Source organism: Mycobacterium sp. SMC-11, assembly GCF_046250095.1.
Classification (GTDB): Bacteria; Actinomycetota; Actinomycetes; order Mycobacteriales; family Mycobacteriaceae; genus Mycobacterium; species Mycobacterium heraklionense_A.
The window spans coordinates 2,640,187-2,659,407 of the sequence record NZ_CP176430.1 but is presented as its reverse complement, the minus strand read 5'-3'; the positions used below and the strand labels follow the sequence as shown (position 1 = coordinate 2,659,407).

Below are 19,221 nucleotides of genomic sequence, written 5' to 3'. Positions count from 1 at the left end.
GGTTGCGCCGACGGGGCGCTTTCCGACGGCGAAACCAAGGTGGCACAGATGACGAAGTTGGACACCGTCGAGCGGGCGGTTGCCGACATCGCGGCCGGCAAGGCCGTCGTCGTCATCGACGACGAGGACCGCGAGAATGAAGGCGATCTGATCTTCGCCGCCGAGAAGGCCACCCCGGAGCTGGTGGCGTTCATGGTGCGCTACACGTCCGGATATCTGTGTGTGCCCCTGGACGGCGCCATCTGCGACAAGCTCGGCCTGCTGCCGATGTACGCGGTGAACCAGGACAAGCACGGCACTGCCTACACCGTCACCGTCGACGCGAAAAACAATGTCGGAACCGGGATTTCGGCATCTGACCGGGCCACCACGATGCGTCTGCTGGCAGACCCGGGCAGTGTCGCCGACGACTTCACCCGCCCCGGCCACGTGGTGCCGCTGCGCGCCAAGGATGGCGGGGTACTGCGTCGGCCGGGCCACACCGAGGCCGCGGTCGACCTGGCCCGGATGGCCGGCCTGCAGCCTGCCGGCGCGATCTGCGAGATCGTTAGCCAAAAGGACGAGGGCGCGATGGCCCAGACCGAAGAGCTGCGGGTCTTCGCCGACGAGCACGGCCTGGCCCTGATCTCCATTGCCGACATGATCGAGTGGCGGCGCAAGCATGAGAAGCACATCGAGCGGGTCGCTGAAGCCCGCATCCCGACCCGCCACGGCGAGTTCCGGGCGGTCGGCTACACCAGCATCTACGAGGACGTCGAGCATGTCGCGCTGGTCCGCGGCGAGATCGCGGGGCCGAACAACGACGGCGACGACGTGCTCGTTCGCGTGCACTCGGAGTGCCTGACCGGCGATGTATTCGGCTCCCGGCGCTGTGACTGTGGCCCGCAACTGGACGCGGCGCTGGCGATGGTCGCGCAGGAGGGCCGCGGGGTGGTGCTCTACATGCGTGGCCACGAGGGCCGCGGCATCGGGCTGCTGCACAAACTGCAGGCCTACCAGCTGCAGGACGCCGGCGACGACACCGTCGACGCCAACCTCAAACTGGGCTTGCCGGCCGACGCACGTGACTACGGAATTGGGGCCCAGATCCTCTCGGACCTCGGTGTTCGTTCGATGCGGCTGCTCACCAACAACCCGGCCAAGCGCGTCGGACTGGACGGCTACGGTCTGCACATCATCGAGCGGGTGCCGCTGCCGGTGCGGGCCAACTCGGAGAACATCCGTTACCTGCTGACCAAGCGCGACCGGATGGGCCATGAGCTGACCGGCTTGGAGGACTTCGACGACTCCGCGCAGTTGCCGGACGAGTTCGGCGGGGCGCTGTAGATGAGTCCAGCTGCAGGAGTGCCGGACATGCCGGCGCTCGACGCCTCTGATGTGCGTCTGGCGATCGTGGCCAGCACTTGGCACACCCGTATCTGTGATGCCCTGCTGGCCGGGGCCCGCAAGGTTGCCGCCGACGCAGGCATTGCCGAGCCGACGGTGGTGCGGGTGCTCGGGGCGATCGAGATCCCGGTGGTTGCGCAGGAAGTTGCCCGCAACCATGACGCCGTCGTCGCACTGGGGGTCGTGATCCGCGGTGCCACACCGCATTTCGACTATGTGTGTGACGCGGTGACGCAGGGTCTGACCCGGGTCTCGCTGGACGCGGCGACCCCGGTGGCCAACGGCGTGCTCACCGTCAACGACGAGGCGCAGGCGCTGGACCGTGCTGGACTGCCCGATTCGACCGAGGACAAGGGTGCGCAGGCGGCTGCCGCGGCACTCAGTACGGCGCTGACCCTGCGCGAGCTTCGCGCCGCACTGTGATGCCCCCGGCCGGATCCCCGCGCTGGGATCTTCAGGTACGTCCGCGCATGATGCGCTTTGGCGTATGGATCGTTGCGTTCCTGATCGTGACCATCCACGTCGTGGTGAGCGTGCTGCTGACCATCCGCGCCAGCGGCGTGATCTTTCGTACCTATGACCGGGTGGCGGTCATAGTGCTGGGCCTGATCGTCGCCGGAGCGCTGCTGCTGTTGACGCGGGCCCGGGTGCGGGCGGGTGAGTCCGGGGTGTCGGTCCGCAATGCGCTTTCGGACCGGTTGGTTCCCTGGTCCGACGTTGTCGGCGTGTCCTTCCCACCGGGCAAGCGCTGGGCCCGGCTGGAGTTGCCCGACGACGAATACATTCCGCTGGTGGCCATCCAGTCCGCCGACAAAGAGCATGCCGTCGAGGCCATGCGGGAGCTGCGGGCCTTGGTCTCGCGCTACCGGTCCCCCGGCGAGCAGACGTGAAAGCCCCCTGTTTTGCATGAAAAACGGGGCTTTCACGTCTGTTCACCGTAGAAAGTAGCCTGGTAGCCGTGGCAGACCCCGCGACCTATCGTCCGGCGCCCGGGTCAATCCCCGTCGCGCCCGGCGTCTACCGGTTCGTCGACCCACACGGCCGGGTCATCTACGTGGGCAAGGCGAAAAGCCTGCGGTCACGGCTGACGTCCTACTTCGCCGACATCGCCGGCCTGCACCCGCGGACCCGCCAAATGGTGACCACCGCCGCCAAGGTGGAGTGGACGGTGGTCAACACCGAGGTCGAGGCTCTCCAGCTGGAATACAACTGGATCAAAGAGTTCGACCCGCGGTTCAACGTCCGCTACCGCGACGACAAGACCTACCCCGTGTTGGCGGTCACCTTGAACGAGGAGTACCCGCGGCTGATGGTCTACCGCGGGCCGCGCCGCAAGGGCGTGCGCTACTTCGGGCCCTACTCCCATGCCTGGGCGATTCGCGAAACCTTGGACCTGTTGCTGCGGGTCTTTCCGGCCCGCACCTGCTCGGCGGGTGTGTTCAAGCGTCACCAGCAGATCGGCCGGCCCTGCCTGCTCGGCTACATCGGCAAGTGCTCCGCGCCGTGCGTCGGTCGGGTCAGCGCCGAGGATCACCGGCGGATCGTGGACGACTTCTGCGACTTCCTGGCAGGCAAGACCGATCGGCTGGTCCGCAGTCTCGAGCAGCAGATGCTGGCCGCCTCCGACGAACTGGACTTCGAGCGCGCCGCACGTCTGCGTGACGACGTCGCCGCCCTCAAACGCGCCCTGGAGAAGCAGGCTGTGGTGCTCGGCGACGGCACCGACGCCGACGTGGTGGCGTTTGCCGAGGACGAGCTGGAAGCGGCGGTTCAGGTGTTTCACGTGCGCGGTGGGCGGGTGCGCGGGCAGCGCGGCTGGATCGTCGAGAAGCCCGGCGACCCCGGCGATGCCGACAGCTCCCTGGGGCAACTGGTCGAGCAGTTCGTCACCCAGTTCTACGGCGACCAGGCCGAATTGGAAGGCGCGGCCGACGAGCCGACCAACCCGGTGCCACGCGAGGTGCTGGTGCCCTGCCTGCCGGCCAACGCCGACGAGCTGACCAGCTGGCTGTCTGAGCTGCGGGGTTCGCGGGTGTCGCTGCGGGTCCCGCTGCGCGGCGATAAGCGGGCGCTCGCCGAGACGGTCGAGCGCAACGCCAAAGATGCACTGCAGCAACACAAGATGAAGCGGGCCGGGGATTTCACGGCCAGATCCGCTGCGCTGCAGAATATTCAGGAATCCCTGGGTCTGTCCGACGCCCCGCTGCGCATCGAATGCGTCGATATCAGTCATGTGCAGGGCACCGACGTCGTCGGGTCGCTGGTGGTGTTCGAGGACGGCCTGCCCCGCAAGTCGGACTACCGTCACTTCGCGATACGGGAGGCTGCCGGCGAGGGACGTTCCGACGATGTGGCCTCGATCGCCGAAGTGACGCGGCGTCGGTTCCGTCGGCACTTGGATGCCGAAGTGCTTGCTCCCGAAGGAAAATCGCGTAAGTTCGCCTATCCGCCCAACCTCTACGTGGTGGACGGCGGTGCGCCGCAGGTCAATGCTGCGGCCGCGGTGCTCGCCGAGCTCGGCATCACCGACGTCGCGACCATCGGCCTGGCCAAACGATTGGAGGAGGTGTGGGTGCCGTCCGAACCGGACCCGATCATCCTGCCCCGGCAGAGCGAAGGGCTCTACCTGTTGCAGAGGATCAGGGACGAGGCGCACCGGTTCGCCATCACCTACCACCGAAGCAAGCGGTCGAAGCGGATGACGGAGTCGGTGCTGGATGCGGTGCCCGGGCTGGGCGAGCATCGGCGCAAGGTGCTGATCTCCCATTTCGGTTCGGTGGCACGACTGAAAGGGGCTACCGTCGAAGAGCTCACCTCGATCCCGGGGATCGGCGCGGCGACCGCCGCGGCCGTCCTCGAGGCGCTGGGAGCCGACGGCGCGGCGGGCGCCGGTGAACAGCAACGGATGTCGGGATGACCACGGAATCACCGAAAGGCGTACGGGAGCGCGATGTCGCCGGCCCGGGAGACGGCGCCGGTATCGATGTGGTCCTGGTGACCGGGCTGTCCGGCGCGGGCCGCGGCACCGCGGCGAAGGTCCTGGAGGACCTGGGTTGGTACGTCGCCGACAACCTGCCACCAGACCTGATCACCCGCATGGTGGACCTGGGGCTGGCGGCGGGGTCCCGAATCACCCAGTTGGCCGTCGTGATGGATGTGCGCTCGGCCGGTTTCACCGGCGACCTGGACTCGGTGCGCACCGAACTGGCCACCCGTGGCATCAACCCGCGTGTGCTGTTCATGGAGGCCAGCGACGACGTACTGATTCGGCGTTACGAGCACAACCGCCGCAGCCACCCCCTGCAGGGCCAGCAGACCCTCACCGAGGGCATCGCGGCCGAACGGATCATGCTGGCGCCGGTGCGTGCGGTGGCCGACCTCGTCATCGACACCTCGGTGCTCAGCGTGCGCGAGCTGCGGGAGAGCATCGAGGAGATGTTCGGCGGCGACGCTGTCATCGCGCCCACCTCGATCACGGTGGAGTCTTTTGGCTTCAAGTACGGCCTGCCGATGGATGCCGACATGGTCATGGACGTGCGCTTCCTGCCCAATCCGCATTGGGTCGACGAACTACGCCCGCACACCGGGCAGCATCCGGCGGTGCGCGATTACGTGCTGAACCAGCCCGGTGCCGACGAGTTCCTCGACGGTTACCACCGGTTGTTGACCCTGGTTGTCAGCGGCTATCGGCGAGAGGGAAAGCGGTACATGACCCTGGCCATCGGGTGCACCGGCGGCAAGCATCGCAGCGTGGCCATCGCCGAGGCATTGGCGCACCTGTTGGATGCCCAAGACGACAACGACGAGCTGTCGGTGCGTGTGCTGCACCGGGATCTGGGCCGCGAATGAGTTGCGCCGGCGACGATGCAGTGGGGAGCTTGCGGAGCGATGGGGAGGAGCGGCGCCAGTGAGCGTTGAGCCCGCGCACGGCAATCCGAGCATCGTCGCGCTCGGTGGTGGCCACGGCCTGTACGCGACGCTGTCGGCTGCCCGCCGGCTGACCCCACACGTCACTGCGGTGGTGACCGTTGCCGACGACGGCGGCTCGTCGGGTCGGCTGCGCGGTGAACTCGACGTGATACCGCCCGGCGACCTGCGGATGGCGCTGGCGGCGCTGGCCGCAGACACCCCAAAAGGCCAGCTGTGGGCGACCATCTTGCAGCACCGCTTCGGCGGTTCCGGTGCCCTGGCAGGACATCCGATCGGCAACCTGCTGCTGGCCGGTCTGAACGAAGTGCTGGCCGATCCGGTGGCCGCACTCGACGAGCTCGGTCGGATGCTGGGAGTCAAGGGGCGGGTGCTGCCGATGTGCCCGATCGCGCTGCAGATCGAAGCCGACGTGGCCGGGTTGGAAGCCGACCCGCGCCTGTTCCGGCTGATCCGGGGCCAGGTGGCCATCGCAACCACCCCGGGCAAGGTGCGCCGGGTGCGGCTGTTGCCGGGCAATCCGCCGGCCACTCGCCAAGCGGTGGATGCCATCATGTCCGCAGATCTAGTGGTGCTCGGGCCGGGCTCGTGGTTCACCAGCGTGATCCCGCACCTGTTGGTGCCAGGGCTGGCCTCGGCGCTGCAGAACACCACGGCACGACGCGCCCTGGTGCTCAACCTGGTGGCCGAACCGGGCGAGACCGCAGGATTCTCCGTGGAGCGACACTTGCACGTGTTGGCTCAGCACGCGCCGGGATTCACCGTCGACCACATCATCATCGATGCAGGCCGGGTGCCCAGCGAACGCGAACGCGAGCAGCTACAGCGTGCCGCCACGTTGTTCGCTGCCGAGGTTCGATTCGTGGACGTGGCGCGACCTGGTACACCTTTACATGACCCAGGAAAGTTGGCGGCGGCGCTGGACGGGGTTCGGAGCATCGACGCATCGACGTTGACCGTTCCGACACCGGTCGCGACGCATGCCGAGGGCGGGGGCCGGCAATCCGGCGTGAGTGGACCGAGCGGGCTCGGGCCGGGAGGTGACAAGTCGTGGCGATGACGGCCGAAGTCAAGGACGAGCTGAGCCGTCTCGTGGTCAGTTCGGTGAGTGCACGCCGCGCCGAGGTCGCGGCGCTGCTGCGCTTCGCCGGCGGACTGCACATCGTGGCCGGTCGAGTCGTGGTCGAAGCCGAGGTGGACCTAGGGGTCATCGCGCGGCGGCTGCGCAAGGACATCTTCGACCTGTACGGCTACAACGCGATCGTGCATGTGCTCACCGCCAGCGGGATGCGCAAGAGCACCCGCTACGTGCTGCGCGTGACCAAGGACGGTGAAGCACTGGCCCGTCAGACCGGGCTGTTGGACCTGCGTGGGCGCCCGGTGCGGGGCCTGCCCGCCCAGGTTGTCGGTGGCAGCGTCGCTGACGCCGAAGCTGCCTGGCGGGGAGCGTTTTTGGCGCACGGGTCGCTCACCGAGCCGGGCCGCTCGTCGGCCCTGGAGATCGGCTGCCCGGGCCCGGAGGCCGCCCTGGCGCTGGTCGGCGCGGCGCGCCGGCTCGGGGTCAGCGCCAAGGCCCGCGAGGTGCGGGGCGCGGACCGGGTGGTGGTGCGCGACGGAGAGGCGATCGGGGCGCTGCTGACCCGCATGGGGGCCCAAGACACCAGGCTGGTCTGGGAGGAGCGCCGGATCCGCCGCGAGGTGCGGGCGACCGCCAACCGGCTGGCCAACTTCGACGACGCCAACCTGCGCCGGTCCGCACGGGCGGCCGTGGCGGCGGCGGCGCGGGTGGAACGGGCACTGGCGATCCTCGGTGACACCGTGCCCGATCATCTGGCTTCGGCAGGCAAGCTGCGAGTCGAGCACCGGCAGGCCTCCCTGGAAGAGCTGGGCCGGCTGGCTGACCCACCGATGACCAAAGACGCGGTGGCAGGACGCATCCGGCGGCTGCTGTCGATGGCCGACCGCAAGGCCAAGCAGGACGGTATTCCCGACACCGAGTCGGCTGTTACGCCGGAGCTGCTCGAAGACGCCTAGCGGGTTCGGCGTTAGCCGTCAGTGGAAATGGCTAAGGGATGGCCACATTTCGGCCCAGGTGCCGCGAGGCTGCTGACACAGATAAATCGTGCGATCGGTTTCCCAGGTGTGTTCGCCATCGTCGGCGATGATCGGCGCCAATTCCGTCACTTCGGACCAGTACTCAAGTAGGTAACTGCGCGGGAAGTCACCCACGCAAAGCACGGTGTCCGGGCGGCCCTTCGGCGGGCCCCACAGGGCGTAGTTGTTATGCGCGCTGTAAACCGGATGGCGAAGGTCGGCGGCTGGTCCCAGGATGCTCAACGCGCCGGCTTCGGTGTAGTAACCGGTGAAGATCGGAACGTGTGCGGGCAGCGATGAAGCCGCGGTGACGACCTGTTTGGTGAACTGCGGCCAGCCGTATGTCGAGGCAAGCCACGGGTTGATCGAGCGCAACGCCTGGGCCGTCGAGACCGGCAGCACCGGCAGGCACAGGAGAACGGCGCCCACGAACGACACCGCAAGAGTGGCCGTCCAGCGCAGCGGCGGCCAGGCATGCTCGCCCATTCCGTTGAGATGCAAGCGGGCTGTACGAGCGGACTCGACACGTACCGCTCCGGCCGCGAACAGCACTGCGAACACCGGGGCCGCGTAGTAGGGCCGGCCGCTAGCGCAGGTGAAGACGACCAATGCGACCGCAACCACGACCAAGATCCAACGATGTTCACGCTGGGCAGGTGCCGCCAACCATCGGATCCCGAACACCCAGAGCACCACCAGTAGCGGGCCGGAAAGCCCGATTGTCAGCAGTGGCAGTTGAATCAATGAACCCAGAGTGTCGCGCGAATGTTGCGAGATCATCCGCGCAAACTGCAGATTCGGCCACCCATGCTGCGCCATCCACCAAAGGTTTGGGGCGGCGACGAGAACCGCCAGGCCAGCTGCAAGCCAGGGCCGTGGAGTACGCAGCGTCTCGCGCCGGAACATCACCAGGCCCGCGGCGATTCCAGCAATCAGTGCTACGGCGGTGTGTTTATTCTCCAGCCCGATTCCGGCGGCCGCGCCGGCAAGTAGCCACGATGGCGTGGTGTCGCGGCGTAGTGCCCGCGCAACCAGCGCGAGCACGGTCAGCCAGACCAATTGATCGGTGACTGTTGGGCCGAAAAACATGGAGAGGCCGACGAATGCCGGACAGGCTGCAACGGCGGCGGCAGCCATGACCTGGGCCAGACGACGGCCGCCGAATTCCGCCGCCAGCAGAGCCGCCGACACAACGCAACCGACGTGCGCGGTAATAGCCAACAACCGCACCGTGAATAGACCACCACCGGGGAGAGCTTCGGCGGCATGCGCGAGCAGCGGCACCAGGGGTGGTTGATCGACGTATCCCCACGCCGGATGGCGGCCGCAAATTACGAAATAGAATTCATCGGGAAACCAGCCGTATCGCGTCGCTACCGCCACGTGCACCATGGCGACCGCAGCCGCCACAATCGTCACTGGCCGCCAAGCTATCGCGGGACGAATTGCAACCGCTGAATCGCTCAATGACTCGACCGCCGTCCCGCAGGTAGAAATGTGCTGAAGGCAGATCCTAGGTGTGGCAACCCAGCGATAGTGAACGGCGTGGCTTTCAGGAGCGGGTGCGGCCCCCGACATCGACATGGGTACCAGGCTGAGCAGCCTCAAATCGCTTCGCACGCCTGCGCGTACGGCTATAACTGAACGCGGCACACGGCAGGGAGTGAGGACAGCATGGGGTTCATCAAACCGTCGGTTCCCGACGTCGACCCCGAAACGTGGCGCGCCACCCCGTGGCCCAGGCGGATCCAGGTCTGCAGCAGGCACTGGGCCGAACAGGGTTTCGGCACGCCGTCCGGCGTCTACCTGATCTACCTGATCAAGGTCGCGGCCTACGCCGCAGGCGCCGCGGCGGTCATCGCACTGACTCCGGGCCTGGGCGAGCTCGGGCGCATCGCCGACTGGTGGACCCAGCCGATCGTCTATCAGAAGCTCGTCGTCTTCAGCCTGCTGTTCGAGATTCTGGGCTTGGGCTGCGGATCCGGTCCGCTGACCGCCCGATTCTGGCCGCCCATCGGCGGTGTCCTGTACTGGTTGCGGCCCAACACAATCCGATTGCCGCCCTGGCCCGACAAGGTCCCGTTCACCCGCGGCGACACTCGCACCGTGGTCGATATCGCGCTGTATGCCGCCGTGTTGAGCTCCGGTGTCTGGGCGTTGCTGTCACCAGGTCAGGGTGATCCCGGCCCGGTAGGTCTGTTAAACCCGACGGTGGTGGCGCCGATAGTCATCGCACTGGTGCTGCTGGGCCTGCGGGACAAGACGATCTTCCTGGCCGCCCGCGCCGAGCACTACGGCCTGACGCTGCTTGTCTTCTTCTTTCCCTACGTCGACCAGATGGCCGCGTTCAAGCTCATCATCCTCGGGCTGTGGTGGGGTGCGGCCACCTCCAAGCTCAATCACCACTTTCCCTACGTGGTCGCGGTGATGACGAGCAACAATGCCCTGCTGCGCTCAAAGATCTTCATCGGTCTCAAACACCGGATGTACCGCGATCACCTCAACGACCTGCGGCCCACCCGGATCCCGCAGCTGATGGCGCACGTCGGCGGCACCACCGCCGAGTTCGTCGTGCCGGCGCTACTGGTGCTCGTTGCCGGCGATCACCCCTGGCGGTGGTTCTTGATCGCGTTCATGGTGATCTTTCACCTCAACATCCTGTCCAACCTCCCGATGGGAGTCCCGTTGGAATGGAATGTGTTCTTCGGATTCTCGCTGTTCTTCCTATTCGGACAGCACCCCGAAGTCAGCGTCTATGACCTGCGGTCGCCGCTGTTGATGGCCATCCTGTTCACCGGACTCATCGTTATCCCAGTCGCCGGAAACATGTTTCCGCAGCAGATTTCGTTCCTTCCCGCCATGCGCTATTACGCCGGGAACTGGGCGGCCAGCTTCTGGTGTTTCCGCGCCGGCACCGAGGACATCGTGGAAGCCAACGTGGTCAAGAGCTCGGCGCTGGTCATCAACCAGTTGGCGAAGTTCTATGACCAGTCCACCGCCGACCTGGTCGCCGACAAAGTCCCGGGAGCATTCCGAGCGATGCATCTGCAGGGCCGGGCACTGAACGGCCTGCTGACCCGAGCCCTCGACAACGTGGCCGACTACAACATCCGCGACGGCGAGATCATCGCCGGTCCGCTGATCGGGTGGAACTTCGGCGAAGGCCACCTCCACAACGAGCAGCTGCTCGCGGCCGTGCAGCGCCGCTGCCACTTCGCCGAGGGCGACTTGCGGGTGATCGTGCTCGAAGGTCAACCCATCCACCGCAAAGAGCAGGCCTACCGGATTGTCGACGCCAAATCCGGGCTGATCGAAGCCGGTTACGTGGCAGTGGCCGACATGCTCAGCCGTCAGCCGTGGCCCGAGCCCGGCGACGAGCTGCCGGTCCGCCGTACCGCGGGGCCTGTGGGCTCGATCACGCGCTAGCCGCAATGGCGGGCATCTGCCTTCGCCCGGCTTCGCCGCGCTCGCAACGCCCGCTAGGCTGACGGCCGAGTACACCAGCAACTTCGTAACACGAGGAGAGACCAGTGACGGTCCGGGTAGGCGTGAACGGCTTCGGCCGCATCGGGCGGAACTTCTTCAGGGCATTGGACGCACAGAAGGCTCTGGGCAACAACACTGACATCGAGATCGTCGCGGTCAACGACCTGACCGACAACGCCAGCCTGGCGCACCTGCTGAAGTTCGACTCGATCCTGGGCCGGTTGCCCCACGACGTCAGCCTCGAAGGTGACGACACCATCGTGGTCGGCAACACCAAGATCAAGGCGCTTGAGGTCAAGGAAGGCCCGGCGGCCCTGCCCTGGGGCGACCTGGGTGTCGACGTCGTCGTCGAGTCCACCGGCATCTTCACCAACGCCGCCAAGGCCAAGGGGCACCTGGACGCCGGCGCCAAGAAGGTCATCATCTCCGCGCCGGCCACCGATGAGGACATCACCATCGTGCTGGGCGTCAACGACGACAAGTACGACGGCAGCCAGAACATCATCTCCAACGCCTCGTGCACCACGAACTGCCTCGGCCCGCTGGCCAAGGTGCTCAACGACGAGTTCGGCATCGTCAAGGGCCTGATGACCACCATCCACGCCTACACCCAGGACCAGAACCTGCAGGACGGCCCGCACAGCGACCTGCGTCGCGCCCGCGCCGCCGCGATCAACATCGTGCCCACCGGCACCGGTGCCGCCAAGGCGATCGGCCTGGTGTTGCCCGAGCTGAAGGGCAAGCTGGACGGCTACGCCCTGCGGGTGCCGATCCCCACCGGCTCGGTCACCGACCTGACCGCCGAGCTGAGCAAGTCGGCATCGGTTGCAGACATCAACGCCGCCATGAAGGCCGCCGCCGAGGGGCCGATGAAGGGCATCCTGAAGTACTACGACGCCCCGATCGTGTCGAGCGACATCGTCACCGACCCGCACTCGTCGCTGTACGACTCCGGGCTGACCAAGGTCATCGACAACCAGGCCAAGGTGGTCTCCTGGTACGACAACGAGTGGGGCTACTCCAACCGTCTGGTCGACCTGATCGCTCTCGTCGGCAAGTCGCTGTAACGCGATCGTGGCTGTGTCTTCAGTCAAGGCTGTTTCTGAACTGATCGCCGAGGGTGTTTCGGGTCGGGGCGTGCTGGTGCGCTCCGACCTGAACGTCCCGCTCGACGATGGAAAGATCACCGACCTGGGCCGGATCACCGCATCGGTGCCCACGCTGCGCGCGTTGGTCGACGCCGGCGCCAAGGTCGTGGTGACCGCCCACCTGGGCCGGCCCAAGAACGGTCCGGACCCCAAACTGTCGCTGGCGCCGGTCGCGGCCGCACTCGGCGAGCAGTTGGGCCGGCACGTACAGCTGGCCGGTGACGTGGTCGGCACCGACGCCCTGGCCCGCGCCGAAGGCCTGACCGACGGCGACGTGCTGCTGCTGGAGAACATCCGCTTCGACCCGCGGGAGACCAGCAAGGACGACGGCGAGCGCCTGGCACTGGCCCGGGCGCTGGCCGAGCTGGTCGCCGCGCCGGATGGTTCGCCGGGGGCGTTCGTCTCCGACGGATTCGGCGTGGTGCACCGCAAGCAGGCCTCTGTCTACGACATCGCCACGCTGCTCCCGTCGTACGCCGGGACGCTGGTCGCCGCGGAGATCCAGGTGCTGCAGCAGCTGACCGAGTCCACCGAGCGGCCTTACGCCGTGGTGCTGGGCGGGTCGAAGGTCTCCGACAAGCTGGGCGTGATCAAGTCGCTGGCGACCAAGGCCGACAGCATCGTGATCGGCGGCGGCATGTGCTTCACCTTCCTGGCCGCCCAAGGCCTTGAGGTCGGAACCTCGCTGCTGGAGGCCGACATGGTGGACACCTGCCGGCAACTGCTGGATGACTACGCCGACGTGCTGCGGCTGCCGGTGGACATCGTCGTCGCCGACAAGTTCGACGCCGCCGCCACCGGCGAGGTCGTCGCCGCGGACGCCATTCCGGACGGAAAGATGGGCCTGGACGTCGGCCCCGGTTCGGTGGAGCGGTTCGCCGCGCTGCTGGGCAACGCCAAGACCATCTTCTGGAACGGGCCGATGGGCGTGTTCGAGTTCCCGGCGTTCGAGGCCGGGACCAGGGGAGTGGCCGAAGCGATCGCCGCTGCCACCGCCAAGGGCGCCTTCAGCGTCGTCGGCGGGGGCGACTCCGCTGCGGCGGTACGGGCGCTGGGCCTGCGTGAGGACGGCTTCTCGCACATCTCTACCGGCGGCGGGGCGTCCTTGGAATACCTTGAGGGCAAACCACTGCCGGGTCTGCAGGTTCTGGAAACCGGAGGTTCGTAATGAGTCGTAAGCCGCTGATCGCCGGCAACTGGAAGATGAACCTCAACCACTTCGAGGCCATCGCACTGGTGCAGAAGGTGGCTTTTGCGCTGCCGGACAAGTACTTCGACAAGGTCGATGTCACGGTGCTGCCGCCGTTCACCGACCTGCGCAGCGTGCAGACCCTGGTCGACGGGGACAAGCTTCGGCTGACCTTCGGTGCCCAGGACGTCTCGCAGCACGACGCGGGCGCCTACACCGGTGAGGTCAGCGGGGCGTTCTTGGCCAAGCTGGGCTGCACCTTCGTCGTCGTCGGGCACTCCGAGCGGCGTAGTTACCACGGCGAGGACGACGCGCTGGTCGCCGCGAAGGCTGCCGCCGCCCTCAAGCACGGCCTCACTCCGATCATCTGTATCGGCGAGCACCTGGAGATCCGGGAGGCCGGCAGCCACGTCGAGCACTGCCTGGAGCAGTTGCGTGGCTCGCTGGCCGGGCTGAGCGCCGAGCAGATCGGCGCGAGCGTCATCGCCTACGAGCCGGTGTGGGCCATCGGCACCGGCCGGGTGGCCGGTGCGGCGGACGCGCAGGAGGTGTGTGCGGCCGTTCGCGCCGAGCTGGGCAAGCTCGCCTCGCCCAAGATCGCCGACACCGTCCGGGTGCTCTACGGCGGGTCGGTCAACGCCAAGAACGTCGGCGAACTCATCGGTCAGCCCGATGTCGATGGCGGCCTGGTCGGCGGGGCGTCGCTCGACGGTGAGCAGTTCGCCATGTTGGCGGCGCTGGCGGCCGGCGGGCCCCTCCCTTGACCCGGCGCCGGGTCCGGCCCAGGGCGAACGGTAGGGTAGCGGCATGATCTTGACGCTGCAGATTCTCTTGGTGATCACCAGCCTGCTGGTGATTCTGCTGGTGCTGCTGCACCGCGCCAAGGGTGGCGGCCTGTCGACCCTGTTCGGTGGCGGTGTGCAGTCCAGCCTGTCCGGCTCGACGGTGGTCGAGAAGAACCTGGACCGGCTGACCTACTTCGTCATCGCCATCTGGCTGATCTCCATCATCGCCGTCGGCCTGCTCATCAAATACCAGTAAGCCGGGCGGGCCGCCTCACGCGGCTGTCCTCGAGATTGCACTGATGCAGGTTTTTCCTCGGATTTTCCTGCGTCAGTGCAATCTCGCGGCTCGATGAGCCCACCCCGGTGGCTTGATCAGCTCACCCCGGCTTAGCGCACCACCCGATTCCGCATGGCGTTGAACACGCCGCGCACCGCGTTCTCGGTCGCCGCCAGTGGCGACATCGCCGTCTCGCCGACTTCGACCAGGTAGTCGATCCGGTTGACGATGGCCTCCACCGGTTCGATCAGCGTGACCAGGCGACGGGCCAGATCATCCAGGCTCGCCATGGTCTCCTCAAGATGGTCCAGACCGCCGCCGAGGCGCTCGATCGTGGCGTTGAGGTTGGCCAAGGAACTGTTGAGCTCATTCATGGTGCCGCCCAGACCGCCGAGCACATCCTCGAGCTGCCCGACCGTCACGTCGGCGTTCAACGCCGCCTGAGCCAAAGTCTTGAGCCGCTTACGTTCCGTGCCGGTGCCTGAGCCTCTGTCTGCCATAGCGCTCATTATGACGTGCGCATTAGCCCGGCAGCTGCGCCGCCGCCGCCTCGTCGAGCAGCCACACCGTCTGCTGGCGCCCCGTGGCTCCGGCGGCGGGTACCGCGACCGGGTCGGCGCCACCGACAGCGGCGGCGACCGCCTCGGCTTTGGACTCACCAGCCACCACCAGCCACACCTCGCGGGAGCGCTGGATTGCGGGCAGTGTCAGGGTGATTCGGCGCGGGGGTGGCTTGGGCGAATCAGGTACCCCAACCACCAGGCGGGTGTTCTCTTTGACGGCCGCGGTGTCGGGAAACAGCGAGTTGATGTGACCCTCGGGGCCCATACCCAGCAGGTGCACGTCGAAGTCCGGCGCGGGCTGGCCCGGCGCGGCGTTGGCCGCCAGCACCTCCTGGTAGGCCTGCGCGGCGGCGTCGAGGTCGTCGCCGTATTCACCGTCGCTGGCCGGCATGGCGTGCACGTTGGCAGCCGGGATCTCGATGCGGCCCAACAGCGCTTCGCGCGCCTGTTTGTCGTTGCGGTCGGCGTCGTCCGCCGGAACGAAGCGGTCGTCACCGAAGAACAGATGCACCTTTGTCCAGTCGATCCGCGCGGCGTGCTCGCCGAGGCGATGCAGCAACGCGATGCCGTTACCGCCGCCGGTCAGCACCACCAACGCCCGGCCCCGGGCGGCGACGGCCGATTCGACGGCATCGGCCAGCCGGTCACCGGCAGCGGCGACCAGTGCGTCGGCGTCGGGGTAGGTCGCAACGATCACAGATACTCCACTTCTTCCAGGCCCGTCAGCGCGGCGCCGTAAATAACGTCGGCATCCAGCCGGCGCAGATCTTCTGCCAGACACTCCGCGGTCACCCGGCGGGGCAGCGGCACCAGCGCCGGCGGCCTTCCGGTGCGGCTCAAAGTGGCGGTGACCCCGTCCTGAGGGCGGCTCAGCGCCACGGTCTCGCTGTCGCGGGTCAATTCGATCTTCAGCTCGCCGACCGCACGCCGCACCGGGCCATCGATGCGACTGGCCAGCCAGCCCGCCAGGATGTCCAGGGCCGGTTCGGTCGCCAGCCCGGAGACCACCGCCGAGCGGATCGGCTCGAACGGTGGTTGATCCAGCGCGGAGGCGAGCAGCGCCCGCCAGTAGGTGATGCGACTCCACGACAGGTCCGTGTCGCCGGCGGCGTAGCCGTCTCGGCGACTGTTGATCGCCGCCCGGGGATCGGGCGCGTTGGTGGCGTCGGTGATCCGCCGCAATGCCAGGGCCCCCAGCGGGTCGGTGGCCGGTGCCGCGGGCGCGACATCGGGCCACCACGCGACCACCGGGATATCGGGCAGCAGGAAGGGCACCACGACCGCGTCGGCGTGGCCGGCCAGCGGGCCGTACAGCCGCAGCACCACCACCTCGCTGGCACCGGCATCGCCGAACATCCGCACCTCGGCATCCAAGCGGGACTCACCGGCATCGGGGTCTCCGCCGACCACCGCGATCACCCGGCTCGGGTGTTCTTGGCTGGCGATGTTGGCCGCCGCGATGGACTCATCGAGCAGGGCGTCGGTTTCCAGCGCGATGATCAGCGTCAGCACCCGGCCCGTCGTCGCCGCACCGACTTGCTCGCGGATCGCGTTGAGTTTCTTGTTGATCGCGGTGGTGGTGGTGTTCGGCAAGTCGATGATCATCGGCGCCGCTCCTCAGCATCGCTCGTGCCTCGCTCTGCATCGTCGCCGGCGCGGATCATGGGCGCCGCCATTCCCGCCCGGTTCGGGTGAGCATCTCGAACGCCGACTGCGGTCCCCAACTTCCGGCCACATACGGCTCGGGCTTGCCGTGCTCGGCCCAGTTCTCGAGGACTGGATCGAGGATCTCCCAAGACAATTCGACCTCGGCGTTGACCGGGAACAGGGAGGGTTCACCCAACAGCACATCCAGGATCAGCCGCTCGTAGGCCTCCGGTGAATCCTCGGAGAACGTCGAGCCGTAGGAGAAGTCCATGTTGACGTCGCGGACCTCCATCAGGTGGCCGGGCACTTTGGACCCGAATCGCAGGGTGATTCCCTCGTCGGGCTGCACCCGAATCACCAACGCGTTCTTGCCCAATTCGTCGGTCATGGTGTCGTCGAACGGCAGGTGCGGTGCACGCTTGAACACCAGCGCGATCTCCGTGACCCGCCGGCCCAGGCGTTTGCCGGTGCGCAGGTAGAACGGGACGCCGGCCCAGCGTCTCGTGTCGACCTCCAGGGTGATCGCCGCGAAGGTCTCGGTCCGCGAATCGTGGGCGAACCCCTCCTCGTCGAGCAGGCCGACGACGCGTTCGCCGCCCTGCCACCCGGCGGCGTACTGACCGCGAGAGGTGGTCTCATCCAGCGGCTGCGCCAGCCGGGTGGCCGAGAGCACCTTGATCTTCTCGGCCTGCAGTTCGGCAGGGGAGAAGCTCACCGGCTCCTCCATTGCCGTGAGCGCAAGCAACTGCAGCAGGTGGTTCTGGATCACGTCCCTGGCAGCGCCGATGCCGTCGTAGTAGCCGGCTCGCCCACCCAAGCCGATGTCCTCGGCCATGGTGATCTGGACGTGGTCGACGTAGTGGGCGTTCCAGATAGGGTCGAACAGCTGGTTGGCGAAGCGCAGCGCCAGGATGTTCTGGACCGTCTCCTTGCCCAGGTAGTGGTCGATCCGGAACACCGACTCTTCCGGGAAGACACTGTTGACCACGCTGTTGAGCTCGACCGCGCTGGTCAGGTCGTGACCGAATGGCTTCTCGATCACCACCCGGCTCCACCGGCCGTCCCGCGGCCGGGCCAGCCCCGTCGAGTGCAGCTTCTCGCAGACCACCGGGAACGCGCCGGGCGGGATCGACAGGTAGAAGGCGTGATTGCCGCCGGTGCCGCGCTCGGCGTCGAGCTCCTCGAGGGTATGCGCTAGCCGGGCAAAGGCCTCATCGTCATCGAATGTGCCGGTGACGAAACGAAATCCGGACGCCAGCCGGTCCCACACCACCTGCCGGAACGGGGTCCGGGCGTGCTCTTTGACGGCCTGGTAGACCACGTCGGCGAAGTCCTCGTCGGCCCAGTCCCGGCGGGCGAAACCGACCAGCGCAAAGGTTGCCGGCAACAACCCGCGGTTGGCCAGGTCGTAGATGGCCGGCATGAGCTTGCGCCGGGCCAGGTCGCCGGTGACCCCGAAAATCACCACGCCGCAGGGGCCGGCGATGCGGGGCAGGCGTTTGTCTCGCTTGTCTCGCAGCGGGTTCTGCCACCCCGACAGGGTGTTTCGCGCTGCCCCGGCGCCGGCCATCAGATCACTTGGCCTCTTCGAGTTGAGTTGCCGTGGCGTCCAACAGTTCGCCCCACGACGCTTCGAACTTCTCGACGCCTTCGTTCTCCAACACCAAGAACACATCGGTCAGGTCGATGCCCACCGCCGCGAGTTGGTCGAAGACCTGCTGGGATGCCGCCGCGGTCCCGGCGATGGTGTCGCCGGTGATGTCCCCGTGGTCGGCCACGGCGTCCAACGTCGGTTCCGGCATGGTGTTGACGGTGTGGGCCGCGACCAGCTCGGTGACGTAGAGGGTGTCCGGGTAGTCCGGGTTCTTGACCCCGGTCGACGCCCACAACGGCCGCTGCACCCGCGCACCGTCGGCCGCCAGCTCGGCGAAGCGCTTGCCGTCGAAGACTTCCTCGTAGGCCGCGTAGGCCAATCGGGCATTGGCGAGGCCCGCCTTGCCGCGCAGCGCCAGCGCCTCGGCCGAGCCGATCTTCTCCAGCCGGGCGTCGATCTCGGTGTCCACTCGGGAGACGAAGAACGACGCCACCGAGTGGATCTTGGCCAGGTCGTGTCCGGCGGCCTTGGCGGCCTCCAGACCGGCCAGGTAGGCGTCCATCACCTCGCGGTGCCGTTCGACGGAGAAGATCAGCGTGACGTTGACCGAAATCCCTTCGGCCAGTACCGCGGTGATGGCCGGCAGGCCCGCCTTGGTGGCCGGGATCTTGATGAACAGGTTGGGTCGGTCGACGATCTTCCACAGCTCGACGGCCTGGGCCACGGTCTTGTCGGTCTCGTGAGCCAGGCGCGGATCGACCTCGATCGACACCCGCCCGTCCACGCCGTCGGTCGCCTCCCACGCAGCAGACAGCACGTCGCAGGCGTTGCGCACGTCGTCGGTGGTGACGGTGCGGATCACCGCGTCCACATCGGCGCCGCGAGCGGCCAGCTCGGCCAGCTGCTTGTCGTAGGAGTGACCCTTTTCCAGCGCTTTCTGGAAGATGGTCGGGTTCGTGGTCACCCCGACCACACTGCGGGTGGCGACAAGGTCGGCCAGGTTGCCTGACGTGAGCCGATCGCGGGACAGATCATCGAGCCACACCGACACGCCTGCGGCGCTGAGAGCGGCAAGCTTGGGATTCTGAGTCATGTTGCGCTCCTTCTCAATCGGTTTCGATTGAC

Annotated in this window: 18 protein-coding genes; 12 read left to right on the top strand and 6 right to left on the bottom strand. The window is 67.2% G+C overall.

From position 1 onward, the window contains the following. Positions 1 to 48 precede the first annotated feature (48 nt). The 7 genes from ACKY0X_RS12425 to whiA all read left to right on the top strand — a co-directional run bounded on the left by ACKY0X_RS12425 (position 49) and on the right by whiA (position 7,347). Positions 49 to 1,326, top strand: a complete 1,278-nt coding sequence (locus ACKY0X_RS12425) for a bifunctional 3,4-dihydroxy-2-butanone-4-phosphate synthase/GTP cyclohydrolase II (RefSeq protein ID WP_409426282.1) — start codon at positions 49 to 51, stop codon at positions 1,324 to 1,326. Next, entirely contained in the window at positions 1,327 to 1,809 is a 483-nt protein-coding gene (ribH, locus tag ACKY0X_RS12420; protein WP_046287041.1) for a 6,7-dimethyl-8-ribityllumazine synthase, read from the top strand. Further along, a complete protein-coding gene (locus ACKY0X_RS12415) occupies positions 1,809 to 2,276 on the top strand; it encodes a PH domain-containing protein (protein WP_409429611.1) in 468 nt (155 codons plus the stop codon). The genes ribH and ACKY0X_RS12415 overlap by 1 nt, the downstream gene beginning before the upstream one ends. 68 nt (positions 2,277 to 2,344) lie before the next feature. Then, entirely contained in the window at positions 2,345 to 4,303 is a 1,959-nt protein-coding gene (gene uvrC / locus ACKY0X_RS12410; RefSeq protein ID WP_409426281.1) for an excinuclease ABC subunit UvrC, read from the top strand. Next, a complete protein-coding gene (gene rapZ / locus ACKY0X_RS12405; protein ID WP_409426280.1) occupies positions 4,300 to 5,235 on the top strand; it encodes an RNase adapter RapZ in 936 nt (311 codons plus the stop codon). The genes uvrC and rapZ overlap by 4 nt, the downstream gene beginning before the upstream one ends. 91 nt (positions 5,236 to 5,326) lie before the next feature. Then, positions 5,327 to 6,373, top strand: coding sequence for a uridine diphosphate-N-acetylglucosamine-binding protein YvcK (gene yvcK, locus ACKY0X_RS12400; protein ID WP_409429610.1), 1,047 nt, complete (start codon positions 5,327 to 5,329; stop codon positions 6,371 to 6,373). Continuing rightward, on the top strand, positions 6,370 to 7,347 hold the full coding sequence (gene whiA, locus ACKY0X_RS12395; protein ID WP_105295195.1) for a DNA-binding protein WhiA: 978 nt from the start codon (positions 6,370 to 6,372) through the stop codon (positions 7,345 to 7,347). Before yvcK ends, whiA begins: the two co-directional genes overlap by 4 nt. Positions 7,348 to 7,365: 18 nt before the next feature. Here the strand turns inward: whiA and ACKY0X_RS12390 are convergent, their stop codons facing one another. Beyond that, a complete protein-coding gene (locus ACKY0X_RS12390; protein WP_409426279.1) occupies positions 7,366 to 8,826 on the bottom strand; it encodes a glycosyltransferase family 39 protein in 1,461 nt (486 codons plus the stop codon). Positions 8,827 to 9,081: 255 nt separating this feature from the next. On the opposite strand from ACKY0X_RS12390, the gene ACKY0X_RS12385 reads away from it, so the two are divergent. The 5 genes from ACKY0X_RS12385 to secG all read left to right on the top strand — a co-directional run bounded on the left by ACKY0X_RS12385 (position 9,082) and on the right by secG (position 14,271). After that, on the top strand, positions 9,082 to 10,833 hold the full coding sequence (locus tag ACKY0X_RS12385; RefSeq protein WP_409426278.1) for a DUF3556 domain-containing protein: 1,752 nt from the start codon (positions 9,082 to 9,084) through the stop codon (positions 10,831 to 10,833). A 104-nt stretch (positions 10,834 to 10,937) separates the two neighbouring features. Further along, complete coding sequence (gene gap / locus ACKY0X_RS12380; protein ID WP_047318012.1) at positions 10,938 to 11,960, top strand: type I glyceraldehyde-3-phosphate dehydrogenase; 1,023 nt, start codon at positions 10,938 to 10,940, stop codon at positions 11,958 to 11,960. A gap of 13 nt (positions 11,961 to 11,973) precedes the next feature. Next, positions 11,974 to 13,209 carry a phosphoglycerate kinase gene (locus ACKY0X_RS12375; protein WP_409426277.1) on the top strand — a complete coding sequence of 412 codons (1,236 nt, stop codon included), beginning with the start codon at positions 11,974 to 11,976 and terminating at the stop codon, positions 13,207 to 13,209. Beyond that, entirely contained in the window at positions 13,209 to 13,994 is a 786-nt protein-coding gene (gene tpiA / locus ACKY0X_RS12370) for a triose-phosphate isomerase (protein ID WP_046283014.1), read from the top strand. The genes ACKY0X_RS12375 and tpiA overlap by 1 nt, the downstream gene beginning before the upstream one ends. Before the next feature lie 43 nt (positions 13,995 to 14,037). Then, positions 14,038 to 14,271, top strand: a complete 234-nt coding sequence (gene secG, locus ACKY0X_RS12365; RefSeq protein ID WP_308483296.1) for a preprotein translocase subunit SecG — start codon at positions 14,038 to 14,040, stop codon at positions 14,269 to 14,271. A gap of 131 nt (positions 14,272 to 14,402) precedes the next feature. Here secG and ACKY0X_RS12360 read toward each other — a convergent pair whose 3' ends face one another. Genes ACKY0X_RS12360 through tal form a run of 5 tightly spaced genes read right to left on the bottom strand, consistent with a single transcriptional unit; the run spans position 14,403 to position 19,189 of the window. After that, on the bottom strand, positions 14,403 to 14,801 hold the full coding sequence (locus ACKY0X_RS12360; protein ID WP_065038704.1) for an ATPase: 399 nt from the start codon (positions 14,799 to 14,801) through the stop codon (positions 14,403 to 14,405). 13 nt (positions 14,802 to 14,814) lie between these two features. Then, a complete protein-coding gene (gene pgl / locus ACKY0X_RS12355) occupies positions 14,815 to 15,552 on the bottom strand; it encodes a 6-phosphogluconolactonase (RefSeq protein WP_409426276.1) in 738 nt (245 codons plus the stop codon). Then, complete coding sequence (gene opcA, locus ACKY0X_RS12350) at positions 15,549 to 16,460, bottom strand: glucose-6-phosphate dehydrogenase assembly protein OpcA (RefSeq protein WP_409426275.1); 912 nt, start codon at positions 16,458 to 16,460, stop codon at positions 15,549 to 15,551. Before opcA ends, pgl begins: the two co-directional genes overlap by 4 nt. Before the next feature lie 55 nt (positions 16,461 to 16,515). Next, positions 16,516 to 18,072: a glucose-6-phosphate dehydrogenase gene (zwf, locus tag ACKY0X_RS12345; protein WP_409426274.1), complete on the bottom strand. Its 1,557-nt coding sequence runs from the start codon at positions 18,070 to 18,072 to the stop codon at positions 16,516 to 16,518. A gap of 4 nt (positions 18,073 to 18,076) precedes the next feature. Beyond that, a complete protein-coding gene (gene tal, locus ACKY0X_RS12340; protein ID WP_409426273.1) occupies positions 18,077 to 19,189 on the bottom strand; it encodes a transaldolase in 1,113 nt (370 codons plus the stop codon). Positions 19,190 to 19,221 lie beyond the last annotated feature (32 nt).

Coding starts and splice junctions, on each gene's coding strand:
- zwf (WP_409426274.1), bottom strand. CDS start 18,072: ATGGCCGGCGCCGGGGCAGCGCGAAACACCCTGTCGGGGTGGCAGAAC.
- ribH (WP_046287041.1), top strand. CDS start 1,327: ATGAGTCCAGCTGCAGGAGTGCCGGACATGCCGGCGCTCGACGCCTCT.
- tal (WP_409426273.1), bottom strand. CDS start 19,189: ATGACTCAGAATCCCAAGCTTGCCGCTCTCAGCGCCGCAGGCGTGTCG.
- secG (WP_308483296.1), top strand. CDS start 14,038: ATGATCTTGACGCTGCAGATTCTCTTGGTGATCACCAGCCTGCTGGTG.
- opcA (WP_409426275.1), bottom strand. CDS start 16,460: ATGATCATCGACTTGCCGAACACCACCACCACCGCGATCAACAAGAAA.
- ACKY0X_RS12425 (WP_409426282.1), top strand. CDS start 49: ATGACGAAGTTGGACACCGTCGAGCGGGCGGTTGCCGACATCGCGGCC.
- ACKY0X_RS12360 (WP_065038704.1), bottom strand. CDS start 14,801: ATGAGCGCTATGGCAGACAGAGGCTCAGGCACCGGCACGGAACGTAAG.
- tpiA (WP_046283014.1), top strand. CDS start 13,209: ATGAGTCGTAAGCCGCTGATCGCCGGCAACTGGAAGATGAACCTCAAC.
- ACKY0X_RS12415 (WP_409429611.1), top strand. CDS start 1,809: ATGCCCCCGGCCGGATCCCCGCGCTGGGATCTTCAGGTACGTCCGCGC.
- whiA (WP_105295195.1), top strand. CDS start 6,370: ATGACGGCCGAAGTCAAGGACGAGCTGAGCCGTCTCGTGGTCAGTTCG.
- rapZ (WP_409426280.1), top strand. CDS start 4,300: ATGACCACGGAATCACCGAAAGGCGTACGGGAGCGCGATGTCGCCGGC.
- ACKY0X_RS12385 (WP_409426278.1), top strand. CDS start 9,082: ATGGGGTTCATCAAACCGTCGGTTCCCGACGTCGACCCCGAAACGTGG.